Raw genomic sequence first — 1,974 nt, forward strand, 5'->3', positions numbered from 1 at the left:
AGCTGTTCCAGCAGCTGACCACGGCGGAGACGCCCGTGCGCGAGGTGCGCGTCCTGCGGGTCGATGAGCGGCTCGAGATCGGCCCGGAGGGCCTTCGCGTCGTCGAGATGCCGGAACCCGCGACACCCGGCTACGCGACTGCGCTGCACGCCTTCGTCGAGACCTGGCTTGGCCGGATCGCGACGCTGCGGGCCGATCCGCGCCTGACGCTCGTGTTCCACCTCTCCGGCGGGATCGACAGCCGCGTGGTGACCGCGTTCCATGTCTGGCTCGACCGTCACGGGCCGGCGTCCGTCGCGGCCACCGGCATCCGCAGCCTGACGAACAGGTCGCACGCGGCCGATTTCGAGATCGCGCGGAAGGTGGCCGCGGCGGGCGGCGTGGCGCTCAACGGTCTCGGCCCGTCACGGCCGCGCCCGCTCGACGTCGACGAGGCGCTCGCATCCTGGCGGGCCACCTCCGCCGGCGCCTATTCCCCGGTCCGCACGCCCGTGTCGGTCTCGCCGCCCTCCGAGATCCACTTCTCGGGCCACGCGTCGAACGGCCTGAAGTGGATCGTGGACGCGCAGGCGGCCCGGCGCCGCGTCCGGACGATGAGACGCTCCTACGGCGTCTTCGGCAAGGGGGACCGGTCCCGCTGGCAGGCCGCCTTCGAGGCCGAACTCGACCGGCTCACGGCCCGCGCGGGAGGCGATATCGGCCGGGGGTGGCGCCGCTTCCTGCGCACGGGCCGCGCCCGGTTCCACGGCGGGCAGGCGGCCTCCTACAAGACGCAGGTGGCGATCCTCGACAGCAGGCTCGCGTGGCAGGCGGCCGAGGCGCGTCCCGATGTCGGCAGCGACTTCCAGTTCTGCCAAGACGTGCTGCACGCGCTCGCCCCCGATCTTCTCGAGGTGCCGTTCGACAACGCCGCGAAGGCCCTGTCGGCGGATGCGAGAGACCACCTTACGACGCTCGGACCGCTGTCCCCGAACTCCGGCAGGGTCTTCGGCACTTTCCCGGACCACGCCCCGACGGACGCGGCGGCAACGACCCGCGGCGCCGCGGTGCGACACCTATTGGCCGAGATCGACAGGGGCCGGCGCAAACTGCCGCGGGGTCGGCTCAACCTCCTCTGGCACTGGCACGACTGGCGGATCCGCCGGCGCCTCGCGCGCGATCAGGTCCCGCACCCGGTCGCTCTCCGGCACCTGCACGCGGCCTGGCTGCTCATCCGGTTGAACGAGCTCGGCGTCGAGCTGGTGCGTTAGTGGGCGAAGCCCTCGAGCGCGTTGGCAGACGTCTCCCAGATGATCCGCATGTCGGTCGCCGGCTGGCGGCAGCGCGTGCACCTGGTGCGCGGCAGGATCTCCGAGCGCAGCGTCGGCCGATCCATGGGCCACGCCACCTTGGCCTGACGGCCGCAGGGACATTCGAGGTAGAGGACGCGAACTATTCAGCTGCGCAGGAAACCTGGTCTGTAAAACTTGTCTTCGGGAATTTCTCCCGGCTCCAAATTTCCAACAAACAAAAAGAACAGCAGCGTTCTGAATGTTACGTAATGCCCCGAAATGTTCTCATACTCGGCATATTTGCTTGAGAACATTATAATGTCTTCCACGCTAAACTTTCCCTGCGCTAAAGAGGCAGGCTCGGGAAGATAATCAAAAAGCTGTTGAGGAGTGCCTTCTTCAAGATGTTGCGCATTGGAGCGCATAATGACCATGATCCTATCACTTTCAGAAGCAATTTTTCCACTGGCGCGGTAGTGAAGAGCAAGTGCACACTTTGCACCGAAACCTTCCAGCAGCTTGGTTGCTTCAGGACCTATACTGAATGCGCCCATTGGTTGACGTTGACCAACGCGAGCCAATAGCCGCATACCCCTTAGCTTATCTTCTAGGTTAGGCTGAAGTTCCGCGAAGGCTTTAGGCGAGTTGTTTCGGACAGAGCGAAGCTTTTCCTTAAAGTGCTGTGAACTGGCCCCGGTTTCGA

3 protein-coding genes are annotated in these 1,974 nt (G+C 65.5%); 1 reads left to right on the forward strand and 2 read right to left on the reverse strand.

Translation table 11 applies throughout. From position 1 onward, the window contains the following. Nucleotides 1–1,250, forward strand: a 1,250-nt coding sequence (locus RISW2_RS25175; RefSeq protein ID WP_043775646.1) for a hypothetical protein, incomplete at its 5' end; no start/stop codon positions are given. Here the strand turns inward: RISW2_RS25175 and RISW2_RS25865 are convergent. Together RISW2_RS25865 and RISW2_RS25180 are read right to left on the reverse strand one after the other, a co-directional pair. After that, nucleotides 1,247–1,375, reverse strand: a complete 129-nt coding sequence (locus tag RISW2_RS25865) for a hypothetical protein (protein ID WP_280113192.1) — start codon at nucleotides 1,373–1,375, stop codon at nucleotides 1,247–1,249. The two genes, RISW2_RS25175 and RISW2_RS25865, sit on opposite strands and share 4 nt — an antisense overlap. Before the next feature lie 60 nt (nucleotides 1,376–1,435). Further along, a partial coding sequence (locus RISW2_RS25180; RefSeq protein ID WP_162164361.1) for a hypothetical protein occupies nucleotides 1,436–1,974 on the reverse strand: 539 nt, incomplete at its 5' end.

The organism is Roseivivax isoporae LMG 25204 (genome assembly GCF_000521865.1).
In the GTDB taxonomy this organism is placed as follows: domain Bacteria; phylum Pseudomonadota; class Alphaproteobacteria; order Rhodobacterales; family Rhodobacteraceae; genus Roseivivax; species Roseivivax isoporae.

Coding starts and splice junctions, on each gene's coding strand:
- RISW2_RS25865 (WP_280113192.1), bottom strand. CDS start 1,375: ATGGATCGGCCGACGCTGCGCTCGGAGATCCTGCCGCGCACCAGGTGC.